Origin of the sequence: Enterobacter sp. 50793107 (assembly GCF_001463365.1) — a bacterium.
In the GTDB taxonomy this organism is placed as follows: Bacteria; Pseudomonadota; Gammaproteobacteria; order Enterobacterales; family Enterobacteriaceae; genus Enterobacter; species Enterobacter cloacae.
This window is the reverse complement of record NZ_LNII01000055.1, coordinates 1-21,489: the sequence shown is the minus strand read 5'-3', so window position 1 is coordinate 21,489 and position 21,489 is coordinate 1. Positions and strand designations below refer to the sequence as shown.

4 protein-coding genes are annotated in these 21,489 nt (G+C 59.9%); all 4 read right to left on the bottom strand.

Annotated elements, in window-relative coordinates; genetic code table 11:
- Positions 1–28 precede the first annotated feature (28 nt).
- Positions 29–1,204 carry an HlyD family type I secretion periplasmic adaptor subunit gene (locus tag APU11_RS07565; RefSeq protein WP_013096690.1) on the bottom strand — a complete coding sequence of 392 codons (1,176 nt, stop codon included), beginning with the start codon at positions 1,202–1,204 and terminating at the stop codon, positions 29–31.
- A complete protein-coding gene (locus tag APU11_RS07560) occupies positions 1,201–3,381 on the bottom strand; it encodes a type I secretion system permease/ATPase (RefSeq protein ID WP_060578375.1) in 2,181 nt (726 codons plus the stop codon). The genes APU11_RS07565 and APU11_RS07560 overlap by 4 nt, the downstream gene beginning before the upstream one ends.
- Positions 3,382–3,452: 71 nt before the next feature.
- Positions 3,453–19,661, bottom strand: a complete 16,209-nt coding sequence (locus APU11_RS07555; protein WP_060578374.1) for an Ig-like domain-containing protein — start codon at positions 19,659–19,661, stop codon at positions 3,453–3,455.
- Positions 19,662–19,782: 121 nt separating this feature from the next.
- Positions 19,783–21,120: a TolC family outer membrane protein gene (locus APU11_RS07550; RefSeq protein WP_058650330.1), complete on the bottom strand. Its 1,338-nt coding sequence runs from the start codon at positions 21,118–21,120 to the stop codon at positions 19,783–19,785.
- Positions 21,121–21,489 lie beyond the last annotated feature (369 nt).

Genomic DNA, 21,489 nt, shown 5'->3' with positions numbered 1-21,489 from the left:
CGGTTTCCCGAGCGCCCTTTTCTGTTCGTCAGCGTTCCCGCAACGCCTCTTTCGCCTTGTTCAGCGGTTTCAGCAGATAATCCAGAATGGATTTACTGCCCGTTTTAATATCCACCGTCGCAATCATCCCCGGAAACACCGGAAATTCCTTGCCCTGTTTATTGGTCAGGTGGTTACTGTCAGTACGGATATAGACGCGGTAGTAGTACACGTCTCTTTTGACCTCATCCTGAAGGGTATCGGGTGAAATCATGGTCACCTCACCCGTCAGTCCACCATAAATCGAGTAGTCATAGGCGGTGATTTTCACCAGCGCTTTTTGTCCGGGGTGGATAAACGCCACATCACGCGGTGAAATTTTCGCTTCAACCACCATCTGATCGTCAAGAGGCACCAGGCTCATCAGTTTCCCATTGGGGGGGATAACGCCGCCGACGGTGGTAACGTCGATGTCCTTCACAATCCCGCGCACCGGCGCGTTGAAGGTCAAACGGGTCAGGGAATCCTCGCGCCCTTTCATGACCGAGCGCTGGGCTTCGATCTCCGCATTCGCTTTCGCCAGCTCTTCACGGGCGCGCACGTAATACTGGTTTTTCATTTCGGTGATTTTGTTCTCAAGCTCGTTTTTTTGCCGCTCCAGACGTAACACCTCCACCTTGCTCGCCGCCCCCTGAGTGACCAGCGGACGGGTTAACGACAGCTCGCGCTGGACCAGTTCAGCCCCCTGACGCAAACCGGCCAGCCCTTTTTCCAGGCTTTCGCGACGGGACTGGAAGAGCGCCGTTTCCTGTTTGACCAGTTCAACGTCGTCATCCAGCTCTTGCGGAAACGTCAGTTCCGTGTCGTTGACTTCCGCTTTCAGGCGCGCAGCCGTGGCCAGCGCGGCATTCAGACGAGACTCACTTTCCAGCACGCTGGATTCTGTTTTGGTGCGGTCAAGCTGAGCCAGCCGCTGCCCACGTTCAACGATGTCACCTTCGCGCACCAGCAGGCTATGGATAATGCCCCCCTCCAGCGACTGAATGACCTGCTCGTGAGAAGACGGGATCACTTTGCCGTTGCCGGTGGTGACTTCATCAAGCTGAAACAGACTCGCCCAGGCGATAAACGCCGCAAGCAGCGCGAACAGCGACCAGGCCACCCACGTTGAGCGCGGCAGGCGCGGCTCTTTCAGGCGGCTGTTATAGCGGGATAGATCATTCATGCCATTCCCTCCTCGGACACGGCCGCCGGTTTCATGGTCACGGTACGCTGCGCTGCCTTTTGCGGCGCCATACCGTGCTGACGCAGGATCGCGTCGCGCGGGCCATCCATCACCACCTTGCCGTTTTCCAGCACGATGATGCGGTCAACCAGATCCAGAATCGGCAGCCGGTGTGTTGCCACCACCAGCGTCCGGCGCTTGCCCAGCCATTGCTGTAAGTGCTGAATGAACTGCTTTTCGCTCATCTCATCCAGCCAGGCGGTAGGCTCGTCCAGCAGAAGAATATTGGGCGACGTGATCAGGGCGCGCGCCAGCAACAGCGCCTGTCGCTGGCCGCCGGATAACCCGGCCCCCCCTTCATTGATGAGGTAGTTCAGCCCCATTTTCTGCTTACGCACGAACTCCAGCGCACCGCTGTTAACCAGCGCCTGATGGATCTCCTCGTCGGTAGCAAGCGGGTTGCCCATCAGGATATTGTCGCGCACAGAGCCAAAGAACAGCCGCGCCTGCTGGCTGAGCAGCTGCATATCCCGGCGCACATCGGCGGTGTCGAGATGATTTAAGGCAATATCATCCAGCAGAATGCTTCCCTGCTGCGGTTCCTGCATCCCGGCCAGAAGCTGCAGCAAGGTACTTTTGCCGGAGCCGTTGCGCCCCAGCACCGCCACCCGTTCGCCGGCGCGGATCTGCAATTTGCTGATGTGCAGCACGGTCAGTTTTTCCTCGTCGTCGTACCAGAATCCCACGTCGTCGAGGGTATAGTTCCCGCGCAGATGGGCTTTATGCACCTTTTTACCCTGCTGAGGATCGTCAATCGGGCGCTGCATCAGGTCGTCCAGACCCTTTCTCGCCACCTTCGCCGACTGCCAGCGGGACAGCACGCCCGAAATCTGTGAGAGCGGCGCGATGGTGCGCGAGGCCAGAATCGAGGTCCCCACCAGCGCACCGGTGGTCATGTCACCGCTGATGACCAGATAGCACCCCACCAGCAACACTACCGCGTAAACTATGGACTGTACCTCCTGCGTCCAGGTCAGGAGCAGCCCGGTCAGCCAGCGCTGTTTCATTCCGACGGTGGCCGCCACATCGTTGGTGTTGTTCCACTGATTCTGAAAACGCTGTTCGGCGCGCATCAGCTTGATGTCCTCAATGCCCTGTACCGCCTCCACCAGGGTGGCGTTACGAATGGCGGATTCGCGCATCCCTTCGCTGGAGAGTTTTCCCAACGGGCGCTGTACCAGCAGGCCCGGGATCAGCAGCAGCGGCACGGCAAGCAGAACCACCAGCACCAGCGGACCGCCAATCATCCACAGAATGAACACAAACAGCAGGAAGAACGGCAGATCGGAAATCGCCGCAATGGTGGTGGAGGTAATCAGCTCGCGCACCGACTCCAGCTCGCGGATCTGGGCGATAAACGACCAGGTCGATTTAGAGCGGGCGCTGTTTTTGATCCGCAGCGCGTGAGCAAACACCCGCTCGGAGATCCGCAGATCCGCTCGCTTACCTACCACATCCGAAATATGCACGCGCAGCATGCGCATAATGAATTCGAACACGATGGCGAGCATGACGCCGCCAAACAGCACCCACAGCGTGGCTTCAGACTGCGAGGGCACCACCCTGTCGTACACCTGCATGGAGAAGACCATGCCGGAGAGCGCCAGCACGTTCGCGACCAGCGCCACCAGCATGATGTCGCTGTAGCGTCGCCAGTCTTTCAGCGCCAGCTGCCAGAACCAGTTTTTCTCATAGGGTTTGATGTAATCATCCACGCGGGCATCCGGCGTGGATTCGAGCGGGCGCAACACCAGCAGTGTTTTCAGCCGTGCGCCGAGCGCTTCCCGCGTTAATGTTGTCTCCAGCCCGCCATCGCCGCTGAACTGCAGGCTGACGTTGCCGTCGTTGTCCATGCGGTTAATAACCGCGATCTGTCCGCCAGTGAACTCCGCCAGCAGCGGTAAACGCCACGGGTCGAGGGAGACGGCGTCTGCTTCCACCTTACGCATCCCAAGCCCAAGCTGGCGCGCCATCTCCTCCAGCACCAGCTGGCGCGGGGACTGGCTTTCATGGTTAATCGTGACCCGAACATGCTCCGCCGAAAAATCCAGCCGATAGTGCTTCGCGATGGTGAGCATGCCCTGCAACCAGGGTTCGTACTGTGGATGTGTCTTCATAATCTCCGGGTTAACGCAAGTCGTCTAAAGAAACGCAAAAGGCCGCGGGGATCGCTCCCCGCGGCAGGGTTTTACGCAATTAACAGTTGATGATTGGCCAGCAGCGTCGCCAGATCCGTCTGGACGCCGTTCAGGGTCACCAGCGTGGTAGGCGAGAACTGACCGCCCGTACCGTCGAGGTCAACCTGGATTTCGGTATTGCTGCCGTTTTGCACCACGCGGATGTAATCGGTGATGTTCCCCGCGCTGCTGTCCAGCGTTGCCACCCCGTTCACATAGCTCGCCGAACCCGTGCCGGTATAACCGCTGTCGGAGAGCAGATCGCGCAGGTCGATACGGTCCGTATCCGCCGTGCCTTCCCAGGTGCCGACGGTAAAGCCGTTCACCACATCGTGACCGTTACCACCCGTGGCATCCGACGCGTTGATGAGCTTATAGAGCAACGTGTCGTGGCCGCCGCTGCCGATATTGAAGGTGTCGTTTCCGCCCCGGCCTTCGAACTGGTTATCACCGCTGTTGCCGGTAATGACATCGTCGAAGTCCGAGCCGTTGATCCCTTCAATGTTCAACAACCGCGTGGTGCCAAACCCGGTGTCCTGCGCCGTGGAGAGGCGTAAATCAACGGTAATGCCGGACGTCGCGTTACGGTAATCCACCACGTCCATCCCACCGGTGTTGCTCCAGGTGTCATAGTCGGAATGGGTATTCCAGCCGCCGGAACCGTTATAGGTATAGGTGCCATCCTCTGCGATAAAGGTGTCGTTATACCCGGTGCCGGTAATCGTTCCGCTGTGGCCGCCGGTGGCCGCTTCGGCAGTGAGAACGTAGCCCTCCTTACCGTTGCCCGCCTCCAGGCCGCTCCAGGTGACGTTATCCGACACGCCATTAGTGATCTTGACGATCTCGGCCGAGTAGGTCTCATTCGGATCCAGCCCGTAGAAACTCACCAGCGCAGAGGTATCGTTCGAGCCGATACCGGACTGGGCGTTGATGATCTGCGAGGCCACCAGCACACCCGCGGCGTTATACAGATTGACCGTGTTGCCGTAGTAAGCGTTGATACCCTCACTGTCGACAATGTGCAGGTGCATCGCGGTGCCGTCGGCAATGGTTTTGCTGTTTTGCACCAGCACCACCTTACCGTTCTGCTGCGACACCAGCAGATCCTGTGCGCCGTCCCAGTTGTAATCCACCGCAGCCACGCCGGTGACGTTGGCAAGCCCAGACGCCAGCTGGCTCGAGGTCCAGGTGGAACCGTAACCGTTGTTGGTGAACAGGGTTGCGGTTTGTGACGCGCCGTAGGTGCTGAGCTTGATGATGTCCATCTGCCCGTCACCGTTCCAGTCCACCGCCACCGACAGATACCCCGCCGTGGCGTTAGAAGCTTCTACCGCGCTCTTGGTCGTGGACAGCTGCCCTGCACCGTTGTTGTAGTAGATCACCCCGCCGGTGTTGTTGTAGCTGCTGCCCAGGTACAGATCCATGTAGCCATCGCCGTTGAAGTCCGCCCACGTCATGGAGGCTGCCGTGGTGGTATTCGAGGCGTTCGCGACAAACACGTTGGTCAGGTTCTGGCCGATGGAGAGCGTGCCGTTACCGTTGTTATTAATCACCGTTAACGAGTACGCACTGCTGCGGTTGGTATGCTGCACAATGTCTACGGTGCCGTCGTTGTTCAGGTCGACGCCGGAGATTTCACGCATGGTGGTGAATTGTCCCCAGAAGCCTGCCCCGCCGTTGGTACCGTCTGGTGTCAGCACGCCATTGTTGTTAATCAGATAGGTTATGGAGTCCGCACCCGCATCGCCGTATGCCAGATCCAGATAACCATCCCCGTTTTTGTCGTACGCCACCACGCCGCCGTACCAGATGGTGGTCCCCATCGCCAGCTGGCTGGCGTTATAGGTGCTGCCATCGTAGGTCCACATGACCTGCGTGGAGCCTGCGTAGCCGGTTTCAGTACCGAACACATCCTGTGTGCCGTTTCGGTCAAAGTCTGCGGCCGTCTGGCTGACCACGTAGTAGGAACGCGTGTTGGTCAGCGCATTACCCGCATAAGTGGAGCTATCGCTGCTGGAGTAAGACTGGCCGTTAGCAATGATATTCCACAGGCCGCTGCTGTTCGTGCCGACGGTCATAGTCGAGTTATTGCTGTTCCCCGCCGTGGTCGCCCAGTCGGTATTCACGGTGGTGGTATCAATCACCAGGCTGCCGTTGGCAATACCGGTGGTATTACCGTTGCCCGCACTGCTCTTCACCTGAGCGGTGACGTTATAGCTCGCCACGCCCAGCGCATCGCTGTCCGGGATCTGCAGATACCAGGTGTTGTGATCCGGGTCGACCACTACCGCACCGCCGGTCTGGGAGGTGTAGGTTTTCCCGTTCACCGTCACCACCAGGTATTCACCGTTCACCAGGTCTGCGGATACCGTACCGCTGACAATCGGCGTGGTATCGGAGGTGGTCTGGGCGGTAATTGCCGCCGTGGTGGTCGGCACGCTGGTATCGACGTTCAGCACAAACCCGTCCGATTCCGTGTAGTTACCGGCTTTGTCGGTGACACGCACAATGTAGGTGTGGTTGCCATCGCTCAGGCCGTTGTCCTGGAAGGACCAGCTGGCGCTGCCGTTCATGGTTACCTGACCAAGCAGAATGCCGTCACGATAGAGCTGCACAATTTCGCCGTCGTCCGGGGCGCGGTTCAGCGTGCCGTTGATCAGCGGTGAGGTATCATCCGTCGCCACCGACGTACCGTAAGTGCCCTGACGCTCGCCTTCACCGTCGGTGTAGCTCACCACGGTACCCACGGTGGTTGGCGGCGTAGTATCGACCGTCACCACCTGCGACGCGGTGGAGCCAACGTTACCCGCCTGGTCGATAATCCGCACCTGGTAGGTGTAGTTCCCGTCATCCAGATCGCGGGTATCGGTGTAGCTCCAGCGCTGGTTGGTGACCGTGGTGTCAACCCACGTATTCCCGCCGTCGAGGCTGATCTGCACGCGCTCGTCGTCTGCCAGCGCGCTACCGAGCGAACCGTTAATGGTCAGCGTGGTGTCCATGGTGATGAAATCACTGCCGGACTGTCCGGTATCGTCGCTGATGCTGTCGATAGTGACGCCGTACTGCGGCGCCTGCGTATCCACCGTTACCACCTGCGACGTGGTAGCCCCGACGTTCCCCGCCTGGTCGACAACACGTACCTGGTAACTGTAGCTATCGTCGGTCAGCGTGCGCGTGTCGTTATAGCTCCACTGCGTGCCGCTCACGGTGGCGTAGACCCAGGTGGTGCCGCCATCCATGCTCACCTGAACGTACTCACCCGCCCCCAGTTCAGCACCGAGCGTGCCGTGCAGGGTGTAGGATGTCGAGCTGGTCAGGAAGTCGTTATTGTCGAAGCCGGTATCCACGGTGATGTTATCCACGCTCACCGTGATCGCCGCATCCGGGGCCACCGTGTCAACGGTGACCTGCTGATGGGCGCTGGCACCCACGTTACCTGCGGCATCCACCACGCGAACGTAGTAGTCGTAGGTCTGGTTAGCCAGCGTGCGGCCATCCACGTAGTACCAGTTGTTGCCAGTGACAATCACGTTCTGCCAGGTCACGCCGCCGTCAATACTGATCTGGGCATATTCCCCGTCGGCCAGCGTCGCGCCGAGCGAGCCGTGCAGCGTCAGCGAGGTATCGCTGGTGATAAAGTCGCTGTTGCTCAGGCCAGTGTCATCGCTGATGCTGTCGATGGCGATCGTTTTGCTGGCGTCCGGCACAACGGTATCGATGGTCACTACCTGGCTTACGGTAGCGCTGATATTCCCCGCATCATCAATGACGCGCAGCTGGTAGTTATAATCCCCGTCGGTCAGCGTACGGCCATCCACATAGGTCCAGTTCAAACCGCTGACGCTAACATCGGTCCAGTTCTGGCCGCCGTCGAGGCTGATCTGGACGTGGTCACCGCTGCCCAGCGCCGCGCCCAGCGTCCCTTTCAGGCTGATCTGCGTATCGCTGGTAATAAAGTCGCTGTCGGACAGACCGGTATCCTGGGAGATGGAGTCAACCGTAATGCTCGTTGCCACAGGCGCGGTCAGATCAATCACCACGTCCTGGCTGTCCGTTGCCCCCACGTTGCCCGCGTTATCGATCACCCGCACCTGGTACTGGTACGTATCGTCCGTCAGAGTGCGGCTATCGGTGTAGCGCCAGGTCGTGCCGGTGACGCTCAGATCACTCCACGTGGCCCCGCCGTCCAGGCTGATCTGCGCCTTCTCGTTGTTGCCGAGCTGCGCGGTCAGGGAACCGTTGATGATAATCTGGCTGTCGTTGGTGATGAAATCACTCGCGCTCAGACCGGTGTCGTTTTGCAGGGAATCAATGCTGATCCCCATCGACGGCGCAGTCAGATCCACGGTAACGGTATGGTTGTCGCTGGCGCTGTTACCGATGGTGTTGCTCACCTGCGCGTTAATGACATACGCGCCGCCGTCTGCCAGCGCGGAAACATCTGCGCTGCCGAGCGTATAGCTCCAGCTGCCGTCAATCTGCACGGCCGTCGTATAGGACTTGCCGTTCAGGGTCACCGTCACCGTCTGGCCCGCTGGCGCGTCGGTAGTGCCGCTGATCACCAGCGGCGTACCGTGTTCAGCGGCGCTGACGATGTCGTCCTGGGCAAAGGTGTTAATAACGATCGTCGGTACATCGCCGTTCAGCGTCACGTCGTGCGTGGCGCTGCCCGGGTTGCCCGCCTTATCGCTCACCGAGGCGGTAAGGGTGTAATCCCCGTCGCTCAGGCCAAGGAAATCACGGCCCGGCACGAAGACCGACCACGTACCGTCTGCCGCGACGGTCGCCTGATAGCTGTGGCCGTTAAAGGAGACGGTCACTGTCTGGCCCTGTTCCGCCGTGGTGGTGCCGCGGATGGTCTGGCCGGCCAGCTGCTCGGCGTTGTTGACAATATCGTCATCGGCCACGGTGCTGATGGTGACGGTCGGCGCAACGGTGTCCACCGTTAAGGTGTGCGTGGTCTGGCCGTTATTACCAGCGTTGTCATTGACCGACGCGGTCACCGTCAGCGCGCCCTGGCTGAGTGCAGCCAGGTCAGTGGCTGGAACATCCAGCGTCCAGGTGCCGTCATTCGCCACGGTGGCAGTGTAGGTTTTTCCGCCCAGCGTCACGGTGACGGTCTGGCCCGCCTCTGCACTGGAGGAGCCGTGCACGGTCAGCGGCTGCTGCGCTTCCGCTGCGTTCAGCACGTCATCGCCCGACAGCGTTGCAATGCTCACCACCGGCGCAGTGGTGTCCACGCTGATGCTGTGCGTTGCCGAAGCGCTGTTGCCCGCGCTGTCCTGCGCCGAAACCGCTACCTGATAGTTCGCGCCATCGGCCAGCGCACCCACATCGGCTGCCGGTACGGTGGTGCTCCAGCTGCCGTCGCTCTGAATGGTGGCCGTATAGCTCTTGCCGTTCAGGGTCACGGTCACCACCGTGCCGCTGGCAAACTGGGCACTGGAGCCGTTAATCACCAGAGACGTAGCGGCTTCTGCTGCGTTGATTACGTCATCGCCACTGAGGGTATTAACCGTCAGCGCCACGGAGGCGGTGTTAACCACCACGTCGTGGGTCTGGGTGCTGCTGTTGCCCGCGCTGTCGGTGATGGTTGCGCTGAGGGTCACGGTGCCGTCATTGAGCGCAGAAATCACGCTCGCCGGTACGCCCACGCTCCAGTTACCGCTGGCATCAACGGTGGTAGTGTACTGGTTTGAACCCAAGGTGATGACGACCTTATCGCCTACGTTCGCGCCGGTGGACGTGCCGCTGACGATCTGCGCCTGCGCATGTTCCACGCTGTTGATGACATCATCGCCCGCCACCACGTTAAAGCTGACGGTCGGCGGTGTGGTATCCAGCGTAATCGCTTTGTTCGCGCTGCCCGGGTTACCCGCCGTATCGCTGACGCTCACCTGCACCGTATAGCCATTATCAGCCAGTGCGGACAGATCGGCGGAAGGTACGTTGACGCTCCAGGTGCCATCCGGTTGTACCTGGGCGGTATAGCTGTTGCCGCCCAGCGTCACGGTAACCGTCTGCCCGGTTTCTGCCGTGGTCGTGCCGGAGACAGTCACACCAGCGGATGCTTCGCTGCCGTTAATAACGTTATCGCCTGCAACCGTATCAATGGTGACGCCTGGCGCGGTGGCATCCACGCTGTACTCACGCCCTGCGGACGCGCTGTTGCCGTGCGCGTTGGTGACGCTCACCTGCACGCTGGCATCGCCGTCTTTCAGGCCCGCGAGATCCGCGGACGGCACGGTGGCGGTCCAGTTGCCGTCGGCATCGACGGTGGCGGTATAAGACTTGCCGCCAAAGGTGACGGTAACGGTCTGGTTTTCTTCCACGTTGCTGGTGCTACCGGAGAGCACCAGATCCGCACCTTTCTCCGCCGCGTTAATCACGTCGTCAGCGGCGATGGTGTCAATGCTGATGGCGACCGCGGTCAGATCGACCGTGACGTCATGGCTGATGGTCACCGGGTTGCCTGCTGCGCTCTGGCCTGCAACGGTGACGGTGACCGTACCAGCAGCCAGCGCCCCGACGTCTGCGGCCGGGATCGCCGCGCTCCACGTACCATCTGCCAGCACGTAAGCCGCATAAGTTTTGCCATTCAGGGTCACGGTGAGCGTTGTGCCCGCCGCCAGCCCGTCGCTGGAGCCGGTGACAATCAGGTTCTGACCATGTTCGATGCTATTGATCACATCGTCGCCCGCCACGGTGTCCACACGCAGACCCGGCAGGTTGGCGTCGATGGTGATATCGCGTTCGCCCGTACCGGTGTTGCCGTGGCCGTTGGTAACGGTCGCTGATACCGTTAAATCGCCGTTGCCCAGCGCGGTCAGGACCGACTCCGGCACGCTCACGGACCAGCTCAGATCGCTCTGCACCGTCGCGGTGTAGCTGTTGCCGCCAATCGTCACGGTTACGGTGTTGCCCGCTTCGGCATTCGCCACGCTGCCGCTGATAGTCTGGCCTGCCGCCACTTCTGCTGCGTTAATCACGTTGTCGCCCGCCACGGTATTAATGGTGACGGTCGGCAGTGCGGTGTCGACCAGCAGGTTCGCCGTATTGCTCACGCTGTTGCCCACGCCGTTGGTGGCGGTCGCGTTCAGGGTGTAGTTCGCCTGTCCCAGCCCCGCCAGGTCGGCGGCCGGAACCGTCAGGCTCCAGGTACCGTCTGCCGCCGTGGTGGCCGTGTAGTTTTTACCGTTCAGGGTCACGGTCACCACGGTGCCTTCTGCCAGGTTGGCGCTGGTGCCGCTGACGTTCAGATCCTGGCCTTTCTCCACCGCATTCAGGACGTTGTCATCGCTGATGGCGTTGAAATTAACCGAAGGCAGACCGGTATCGACGGTCACACTATGGGTGCCGGTGCCGGTATTGCCCGCCGCGTCAGTGACTGACGCAGTGACGGTCACGCTGCCGTCGCTGAGGCCGGAAATGACGCTGGCCGGTACCCCCACGCTCCAGTTGCCCGCCGCGTCCAGCACGGTGGTGTAGCTCTGGCCGCCAATCGTCACGGTGACCTTATCACCCGCCGCCGCGTCGGTGGCAATGCCGCTGATGATTTGTGCCTGGCCGTGTTCTGCGATGTTAATGACGTCATCGCCCGCGATGGTGCTGATGGTCACCTGAGGCACGGTCATGTCCACCGTCAGATTGTGATCAACCGACGCCGGGTTACCCGCCTTGTCGCTGACCGATGCGGTGACGGTCACGCTGCCGTCGGCTAAACCTGCCAAATCCGCCGCCGGGACGTTCAGCGTCCAGTGACCGTCTGAACCGACCGTTGCGGTGTAGTCCTTGCCGTTCAGGCTCACGGTCACCGTCTGGCCCGCTTCCGCGGTGCTGGTACCGGAGACGGTCAGGTCGGCCTGTGCTTCTGCCGCATTAAGAATGTCGTCCGCTGCAAGGGTGTTGATGGTCACGGACGGCGCGCTGGCGTCCACGCTGTACTCGCGACCTGCGGACGCGCTGTTGCCGTTGACGTTGGTGACGCTCACCTGCACGCTGGCGTCGCCGTCTTTCAGACCGGCAAGATCCGCCGCTGGCACGGTGGCGGTCCATTTACCGTCTGTCCCCACGGTGGCAGTGTAGCTCTTGCCGCCGAAGGTAATCGTGACGGTCTGGTTCGCTTCCACGTTCGAGGTGCTGCCGGAGAGCACCAGATCCGCGCCCTTCTCGGCCGCATTAATCACGTCGTCGGTGGCAATGGCGTCAATGCTGATGGCGACGCTTGCCAGATCCACCGTGACATCGTGGCTGATGGAGACCGGGTTACCCGCGCTGCTCTGACCTTCAACGGTCACAGTGACCGTGCCTGCAGCCAGCGCCCCGACGTCCGCCGCCGGAACCGCTGCGCTCCAGGAGCCGTCGGCCAGCACCGTCGCCGGGTAGGTTTTGCCGTTCACGGTGACGGTTAATCCCGTACCCGGCGTCAGACCGTCGCTGGAGCCGGTGATAATCAGGTTCTGCCCGTGCTCGATGGTGTTGATCACATCATCGCCCGCCACGGTGTCCACACGCAGGCCCGGCAGATTGGCGTCGATAGCAATATCGCGCTCAGCGGAGCCGCTGTTGCCCACATTGTTGGTTACGCTGGCGCTCACCGTCAGTTCGCCGTTGCCCAGCGCCGTCAGATCGGATTCCGGTACGTTGACAGACCAGGTGAGATCGCTCTGCACCGTGGCCGTGTACGTGTTGCCACCTAACGTCACGGTCACGGTATTGCCCGCTTCGGCATTCACCACGGTACCGCTGATGGTCTGCCCGGTTGCCAGCTCTGCCGCGTTAATGACGTCGTCACCCGCGACGGTATTGATGATCACCCCCGGCAGAACGGATTCCACGTTCACGGTGTGCGAGGTACTGGCACTGTTGCCGACGCTGTCCGTGGCTGACGCGGTGACGCTGTAAAGCGCTTCACCCAGTTGCCCCACCTCGCTCGCCGGAACGGTGGTGCTCCAGAGACCGTTATCATCCACCGTCGCGCTATACGCTTTGCCGTTGAGCATCACGGTAACAACCGCACCTGCCGTCAGGCCGGTGGCCGTACCGGTAATGGTCAGATCCTGCGTTTTCTCGGTGCTGTTGATCACATCATCACCGGACACGGTATCGATGGTCAGCACCGGGGCGGTCAGGTTCACCTCCACGTCATGGGTCGCGCTATTGCTGTTACCGGCTTTATCGGTCAACGCGGCGGTGATGGTGTAATCGCCCGCGGTCAGCGCACTGACGTCCGCCGCAGGTACCCCCACGCTCCAGTTGCCTGAGGCATCCACGGTGGCGGTATACGATTTGTTGTTAATGGTGACGGTAACCACATCGCCCGCTTCGGCGCCGGTCACGGAACCGGTCACCATCAGGGCCTGCGCATGCTCGGCACTGTTGATCACGTCGTCGTCGGACACGGTGTTAATGGTCAACTGCGGAACCGTGATATCCACCAGCACGTCGCGATCCGCAGAGGCCGGGTTGCCCGCTTTATCGGAGACGGCGGCACTGATGGTGTAGTTGCCGTCCACCATGCTGCCCAGGTCCGCAGACGGCACGGTGACGCTCCAGCTGCCGTTGGCCTGTACGGTGGTGGTGTAATCCACGCCGTTCAGGGTCACGGTGACGGTCTGGCCCGCTTCGGCGTTGGTCACGCCGTTGATGTCCAGATCCTGCTGCGCTTCAAGCGCGTTGATGATGTTGTTATCGCTGACAATCTCAATAGAAACCGTCGGCGCGGTAGCGTCCACGCTATATTCGCGGCCTGCCGACGCGCTGTTGCCATTGACGTTGGTGACGCTCACCTGCACGCTGGCGTCGCCATCTTTCAGGCTACCCAAATCAGCCGATGGTACGGTGGCGGTCCAGTTGCCGCTGGCATCCACGGTGGCGGTGTAAGACTTACCGCCGAAGGTGATGTAAACCGTCTGGTTTTCTTCCACGTTAGTGGTGGAGCCGGAGAGCACCAGATCCGCCCCTTTTTCTGCCGCATTGATCACGTCGTCGGTGGCGATGGCGTCAATACTGATAGCCACGGTCGCCAGATCCACAGTCACGTCATGGCTGATAGTCACCGGGTTACCGGCGCTGCTCTGGCCATCAACGGTCACGGTGACCGTGCCCGCATTCAGCGCGCTGACGTCTGCGGCAGGGATCGCTGCCGTCCAGGTGCCGTCTGCCAGCACCGTGGCCGCGTAGGTTTTACCGTTGACGGTGACCGTCAGCGCCGAGCCAGCGCTCAGCCCCTCGCTGGTACCGGTGATAATCAGGTTCTGCCCGTGCTCGATGCTGTTAATCACATCGTCGCCCGCCACGGTGTCCACACGCAGGCCCGGCAGGTTGGCATCAATGGTGATGTCACGCGCGCCATAAGCGGTGTTGCCGTGGCCGTTGGTGACGCTGGCCGTCACGGTCAGGTCCCCGTTGCCGATGGCGGTTAACACGTCAGACGGCACATTCACCGACCAGCTTAAATCGTCCTGAACGGTTGTCGTATAGTTGTTGCCGCCAATGGAAAGCGTGACAGTGTCACCGCTCGCGGCACCGCTCACTTTCCCGCTCAGCGTCTGGCCAGACGCCACTTCCGCAGCGTTAATGATGTCGTCGGTGGCAACCGCATTAATGGTGACAACCGGCAGCGCGCTGTCCACCAGCACGTTATGACTTGCGCTCGCGCTGTTGCCTGCCGTATCGGTCACGCTCGCCGTCACGGTGTAGCTGGCTTCACCCAGCGCCGAGACGTTGGCTGCCGGAACGGTCACGCTCCAGTTGCCGCTGGCGTCGGTGGTGGCGGTATAACTGATACCATTCAGGGTTACGGTGATGGTGGTGCCGTCCGGCTGATTGCTGGTGCCGGAGAGCAGCAGATCGTCGCCCTTTTCGATCGCGTTAATCACGTCATCGCCCGCAAGGGTGTTGATGGCGATAACCGGCGCGGTCAGGGAGACCGTAACATCATGCGTGGCGGTGGTGCTGTTACCCGCTTTATCGGTGAGTGTTGCCGAGAGGGTCTGATCGCCGCTTACCAGCGCGCCGACGTCCGTGGCCGGAATGCCGGTGCTCCAGTTCCCGGAGGCGTCCAGCATGGCGGTGTAGTCTTTGCCGTTGAGGGTGACGGTAATCACGTCTCCCGCCTGGGCACCCGTGACCTTACCGGAGACGATCAGCGCCTGGCCGTGTTCGGCTATATTCAGGATGTCATCACCCGCCACAACGTCAAACACGATCTGCGGCACGGTGGTATCCACCAGCACGGCCGCATCGGTGCTCGCCGGGTTGCCGGCTTTATCAGAAACGGATGCCGTGACCGTGGCATTACCGTCGGCGATGCCCGCCAGATCGGCCGCCGGGACGTCGAGCGTCCAGCTGCCGTCTGCCTGCACCTGCGCGGTATAGGTGTTGCCATTGAAGGCCACGGTCACCGTCTGGCCCGCTTCGGCGGTGGAGGTACCGCTGAGGGTCAGATCCTGCACCGCCTCTGCCGCATTCAGGATGTTGTCACCGCTGATGGTATTGAGGGTGACCGTCGGCGCGGTGGTATCCACGCTGTACTCGCGCCCCGCCGATGCGCTGTTGCCGTTAACGTTGGTCACGCTCACCTGCACGCTGGCATCGCCGTCCTTCAGGCTGCTCAGATCCGCTGCCGGAACGGTGGTGGTCCAGTCGCCGTTGGCGTCTACCGTCGCCGTATACGTTTTCCCGCCCAGGGTAACGATCACGGTCTGTCCCGCCTCAACGTTGGCCGAGGTGCCGCTGAGCACCAGGTCTTCGCCTTTTTCCGTCGCGTTCAGCACGTTGTCAGCGGTCACGCTGTTAATGCTAATGGCGACCGGGCTGAGATCCACATCAACGACGGTGCCTATCGTGACCGGGTTGCCGGAGGTGTCCTGCGCGCTGGCGCTGATGGTCAGTGAACCGTCAGCCCATTGGGAGACGTCCGCCGCAGGCACGGCCGCCTGCCAGGTGCCGTCTGCCAGTACCGAGGCGGAATAATCCTTGCCGTTAATGGTGACGGTAACGGTGCTGCCTGCCGCCAGATCGGTGCTGGTTCCCGACACAATCAGGTTCTGACCGTGCTCGATGATATTGATGACGTCATCGCCTGCGACCGTATCAATACGCAGGCCCGGCAGCTGGGCGTCGATGGTGAAGTTCAGCGAGGAAGAGCCGGTGTTGCCGTGCACGTTGGTGACGCTGGCCGATACGGTCAGTTCGCCGTTGCCAAGCGCGGTTAACTGGCTCTGGGTTAACGGCAGGCTCCAGGTGAGATCGTCCTGAACCGTGGTGGTGTAGGTCTGGCCGCCGAGCATAATGGTGACAGTGTCACCTGAAACAGCATTCGTAACCTTACCGGTCAACGTCTGCCCCGTGGCCACTTCCACCGCGTTAACGATGTTATCGCCCGCCAGCGCGTTGATGGTCACAACCGGCAGCGAGCTGTCCACCAGCACATCGTGCGTGGTTGAGGCGCTGTTGCCCACGCTGTCGGTGACGCTGGCAGTCACGGTGTAATGCGCTTCGCCCAGCGCGCTGACCGCAGAGGCAGGTACGGTGACGCTCCAGCTGCCGCTGGCGTCGGTGGTCGCGGTGTAGGTGATGCCGTTAAGGCGAACGGTAATCGTCGTCCCTTCCGGCTGGTTGCTGGTTCCGGAAAGCAGCAGATCCTCGCCTTTCTCAGTCGCATTGATCACATCATCCGCCGCCAGGGTATTGATAGCGATTTCCGGCGTCACGGTGTTGACCACTACGTCCACTGCGCTACTGCCGGTATTACCGGAGCGATCGGTCACCGAGACGTTAACGGTCCAGGTCCCGTCTGTCAGACCCTGTACAACGGAGGCTGGCAGGCCGAGGCTCCAGTTCCCCGCCGCATCCACCACGGTGGTGTACTCCACGTTATTCAGGGTGATGGTCACCAGGTCACCCGCTGCCGCACCGGTGACCGACCCGCTCAGGATCTGCGCCTGTGAATGTGCGAGCTGGTTAACGGTATTGGTGTCGGTGACAAAGTCGTTAATGGTTACCTGCGGGACGGTCGCATCCACCAGCCCAACGCGGTCTGCGCTGCTGCTGTTGCCTGCCACGTCACTCACGGTTGCCGTCACCGTGACGGTGCCGTCCGTCAGCGCGCCGAGATCCTCAGCCGGTACGTTCACCGTCCAGGTCCCGTCACTCTGGACCGTGGTCTGATAGTGCTTGCCGTTCAGCGTAACGGTAACCGTCTGTCCCGCCTCAGCATTGCTGCTGCCGCTTAAGATCAGATCCTGCTGCGCTTCGGCCGCATTAATGATGTTGTCGTCGGTCAGGTTATCGATCGTAATGGACGGCGGTAAGGTATCCACGGTCACCACGCGCGACGCGTCGGCGCTGTTGCCGCTGACGTTCGTCACGCTGACGCTGACCTGCGCGCGTCCGTCAATCAGCGTCTCCATGGCGCTGGCCGGCACGGTCAGGCTCCAGGAGCCATCCTGCTGCACCTGCGCGGTAAAGGTCTGGTCGGCGAATTTCACCACCACGGTCTGCCCGGCCTCTACCCCCTGCGTCTGGCCCGACAGCACAAGATCGGCACCTTTTTCAGCCGCATTCAGCATGTCATCGCTGCTGACGGTATCGATGGTCACCGCCACGGCGTTCAGATCCAGCTCGATGGGGTGCTCAGCTGAAACGGTATTTCCCCAGGCATCTGTCGCGCTGACGTGAACGGTGATATCTCCGGCCGTCCAGCCCTGCAGATCGGACGCCGGGACGCCGATTTGCCAGCTGCCATTGGCGTTGACCACGGCGGCATACTCGACGCCGTTGATGGTGACGGTGACGTGCGTGCCCGCTGCCAGGTGGGTGCTGGAGCCGGTCACGGTCAGATCCTGCTGCTGCTCGATGGCGTTGATTACGTCATCGCCAGAAATGGTATTTACCCGCAGGCCAGGGAGCTCGGCGTTGATGTTGATATCACGCTCGCCGCTGCCGGTGTTGCCGTGGGCGTTGGTGACAGAAGCGGTAAAGGTTAACGCCCCGTCGCCAAAGGCCTTCAGATCGGCTGACGAAATGGTCACGCTCCAGGTCAGATCGCTGCCTACTGTAGCGGTGTAGCTCTTGCCGCCCACTGAAACAGAGACCGTGTCGCCCGCTGCCGCACCGGTGACGCGCCCGCTCAGGGTTTGATCCACCGCCACTTCAGCGTTGTTGACCAGGTTGTCACCGGCGAAGGTATTGATAATCACCTGCGGCAGTACGGTATCCACCAGCAGCGTCGCTTCGGTGGAGCCGCTGTTACCGGCGGCATCGGTGCCGCTCACGCTGACGGTGTACAGGGTGTTTGCCAGGTTCAGAACGTCAGACACCGGCACCTGAACTGACCAGATGCCGTTATTAACGGTGGCCTGATAGCTCACGTTATTCAGCGTGACGTTTACCACGCTGCCGTCTGGCAGGTTGCTGGTGCCGCTCAGGCTCAGCGGCTGCATCGCCTCCTGCGCGTTCAGCACGTTATCCTGGCTGATGGCATTCAAGGTGAATTCCGGTGGGTTGCCGCTCAGGGTAATGCCGTGGGTGGCGTTACCGGTATTGCCCGCCGCATCGGTCACCGAAACCGCAATGCTGTGGTTACCTTCCCCCAGCGCGCCAATGACTGACGCCGGTACGCCTACGCTCCAGCTGCCATTCGCCTGCACCACGCCGGTAAAGCTCTGGCCGCCAACGGTTACGGTGACCACATCACCTGCTACGGCTCCGGTCGCCTGGCCGGAAATAATCTGCGCCTGGCCCTGCTCGCTGGTGTTGAGAATATCGTCGCCCGCGACGGTATTGATGGTCACGACCGGGGCGACAGCATCCACGGTGAAATGAGCCTGGGTGGATGACCCGTTCCCGGCTTTATCGCTGACGTTCACCGTCAGGGTGTGTTCACCATTCGCCAGCGACTGCACCTCGCTGGCTGGCAGCGTGACGGACCAGGTACCGTCGCTGCCCACCGTGGCGGTATGGTTTTTACCGTTCACTGTCACCGTGACAATCTGACCGGCTTCCGCCGTGGTTTTCCCGCTCAGCGTCAGCGGCTGATGGTGTTCAGCGGCATTGATAATATTGTCCTGCGCGACAGTATCGACCGCGATGGTCGGTGCCGCAGTATCCACGCCAATCGTCTGACTGCCGTTCACGGTATTGCCCGCCGCGTCCTTGCCGCTGACGTTCACCGTCCAGGTGCCGTCGCCCAGCGCCTGCGCATCCGCCGCAGGCACCTTCACGCTCCATGCGCCGTTTGCACCCACCTCAGCCGTATAGGATTTGCCGTTCAGCGTAACGGTCAGCTCTGTTCCCTGCGCCAGGTTCTTGCTGGCACCAGAAAGCGTAAAGCCTGTGGACTGCTCGCTGGCGTTGATGACGTTATCCCCCGCCGTGGTTGCCAGCGTCACGCTCGCCACGGCAGTATCAACGGTCACGGTGATGCTGCCTGCGGAGGTCGTTTTACTGCCGTCGATCTGCACGACTGACCAGGTATGTTCCCCGTCTGTCTGGGTCGGCAGTTTTACCGTCCAGGTGCCGTCTTTACTGACCATCGCGCTGGCAAGCGTATTGCCGCTGCTGTCTTTGATCTGAATGGTCGCGCCCGGTTGCCCGGTACCGCTAAAGGTTGGCGTGTTATCGTCGGTGATCGCATTTGCACTCAGCACGCCCTGCTTGTCTCCCGCAAGATCGGTGAGCATGAAGGTTGGCGTTGCGCTCTCAACTTCTTTCGTATTATCAATAACTTTTGTTTTTGTTTCGCCGTCGCCACCGTGAGCCAGCAGTGCCCCAATAGCACCGCCGCCTAACGCCGCCCCCGCAATCCAGCCCCATGGCGCATCGCTCAATATGCTCTCCTGGGTCAGGAAAGGTTCAATGCTGCTAATCGGTGTGGCTTGCGAGGTTAATTCAGTAACGGCTGCGCCTGACGCTTCCCCGGCATCGGCAAAAGAGATATGTGTTAATTCCTGATTATCGTTAAATACCAGTTCAGACTGGTTATGGGTTTCAGGATCTTCAACGAAATAGTTATTGCAGCGAATAACGCTGCCATCTTTCATATAAATGAGAAGGTCTTTCCCCTGGCGGACGTAACGCACCACGTCCTGTGCAGAACCCTGGATTTCAATCACGCTCGGAGAGGAAATGGAGACCGACAGATTTCCTTCGCCGGTTAATTTCGTTTTCTCCGCTGTCTTGCGAATGATGACATCTACAACTTTTACGTTACTCATATTTCTCTCCTTGCAGGTGCTCGGATTCCTGTGGATATGTCCACCAGATGGATGTAGCTATCCCTGGGAAATTTCACCCATTATTTTCAGATTTATTTCGCGCAGAAAGGCGCGGCTTTTTTCAACTCAAATCGGGTAATTTTGCGGCAGCGTTTTTTTCTACTCCAATAAGCGTCATGAGATTATCAACAGCAGAGGCGTAATTAATTGCCGCGCTCCAGCCATCATATTCGGCCATTATTTTGGCAGACGTGGCCTGCCAGACATCCTGTTCTACGCTGAGCAAATCATTAATGCTCCGCTTGCTCAGGGTGTATTCGTTTTTGTAGACCGCGCGGGCACGTAATGCGTTTTCAAGCTGTAAGCTTCCGGCGGCCATTCTTCCACGCGCGCCGGTCCAGTCTGCCTGCGCGACGGAGGCTTTTTGCAACACATCAAACCGCGCCTGATCGACCTGAGAGGAGGCCATCGCCCTGGTGCCTTCAGCCTGACGAACGCGTGCCGAAACGGCGCCGCCCTGATACAGCGGTGCATCGATATTGAGCTGGATCTGGTCATCCCAGTAAGCGCGGTTATCCGACTCATAGCGCGTGCGGCCTCCTTTCAGGCTTAACGTTGGCCAGTGCTGAGATTTTGCGGTTTCCACCCCATACTGGGCTGAACGCTCCATATTCTGCGCGGCCATGACCGCCGGTATCAGCGAGTAATCGATCTGGTTGACGGCATTCTGCTCTACGGCAAGCTTCTCAGGGACCGGTGAATAGGCTTCAGCCTGCATGCCCGTCAACACCGCGAGCCTTGCGCGGGCGCTGTTGAGCGCGGCGTTGTACTGCTCAACCGTCGCCTGCATACCGGCGATTCGCGTGCGGGTCTGCAGCTCATCGGAGGTTGAGCTTACGCCTGCATCCGCGCGCAGTTTCGCCAGCTGCTCCACATTTTTGAGGGCCTGCACATTCTCTTTAGCCGCCTGCAACAGATCGCTATAACGTCTGACCTCCACGTAGCTCAGCGCGGTTTTTTCCGCCACGGCGGTGAGCGTCTCCATCAGCTGATAACGATAGCTATCGCGTCGCGCTGAAGACTGGCTGATGCTGTTATTCGTCTTGCCAAAGTCATAAATGAGCTGCGTAAGGCTTAATCCCCATGCCGCTGAATTTCTCAGTGAACCGCTGGAATCGGTGGTTTGGCTATGGCCCGTACTGCCGTTCAGCGATATTTGCGGCATCCATCCGCTACGTGCTTCATCTATTTGCGCCTGACCAATCCCCAATTGTGCCGCCTGCTGGCTGACCGACGGATCGCGATCGATGGCAAAAAGAATACTTTCTTTTAATGTTGTCGTCGGCACCGTGGCAAAACCCAACGCGCCGCTATTGGCATAGGTCGTATTAATCCATGCCGAAATTAACACCAGCACTGCGGATAATCGAACCCACTTATAATTTCGCTCTCTCATCATTTATATCTCCCTGAGTCTGCGAATGGTTTAACCCTTTACCCAAAAAGAGGTATAGATAATCAGAAAAATATTATTAATCCCCCGTACTGAATTTCGGGTAATAGCTCCCCATACCCATTTCCATTGGAGATGAGAGCCGACCTTAGCCTAATATGAATTAAGAATTTGCTTACTTCTTAACTGATTCGCAGCATAACAAAATGTGGTATAGGCAACTACACCCACAATGTTAATGTGGTGTTACAATTAAGAAAAATCATGGGGTTTCTGGACAAACTCTTAAAAATGGCCTTTCAAATGAAACTAATAAAGTCATTGTTATTTAAGTGAAATTTAAAAATACCCGGATGTACATTTTTGCGTTAATTT